Here is a 405-nt window from a genome sequence, read left to right on the forward strand (position 1 = left end):
CCCTGCCCCAGGCCGCGGGTGTGCGCGGGCAGCTCGACGATCGCCGGGTCATCGGCCGCGCGCGCCGCACCGGCACCCGCCGTCGCACCGGCGCCGATCGCCAGCGCCTTGCCCATGAAGCTGCGCCGCGCGACGCGGGCGGCCGCGAGCTGCGCGGCGTCGAGGTGGCCCTCCGGCGCCTTGACGAGGCGGCCGGGAACCGACGAATCGGCGCCGCTCATCCGAGCTCCTCGATCAGGTTCTTCACCTTGCGCTTGAGCGACTTGTCGCCGTCGAGTTCCGACGCGACGCGCACGCACACCGTGCGGCACAACTCGGTGAACGCGGCGTCGGTGACGCGGTAGAGCACGAGGTTGCCGTCCTTGCGGCGGCCGAGCACGCCGGCGCGGTGCATCAGGCCGAGGT

At 74.3% G+C, this 405-nt stretch carries 2 pseudogenes; both read right to left on the bottom strand.

What is annotated here, in order from left to right:
* A pseudogene (locus EN885_RS33305) lies at positions 1–221 on the bottom strand (hypothetical protein); the annotation flags it as partial.
* A pseudogene (locus EN885_RS33790) lies at positions 218–405 on the bottom strand (hypothetical protein); the annotation flags it as partial. The pseudogenes EN885_RS33790 and EN885_RS33305, both read right to left, overlap by 4 nt.

This window comes from Mesorhizobium sp. M6A.T.Cr.TU.014.01.1.1, from assembly GCF_004022765.1.
Classification (GTDB): domain Bacteria; phylum Pseudomonadota; class Alphaproteobacteria; order Rhizobiales; family Rhizobiaceae; genus Mesorhizobium; species Mesorhizobium mediterraneum.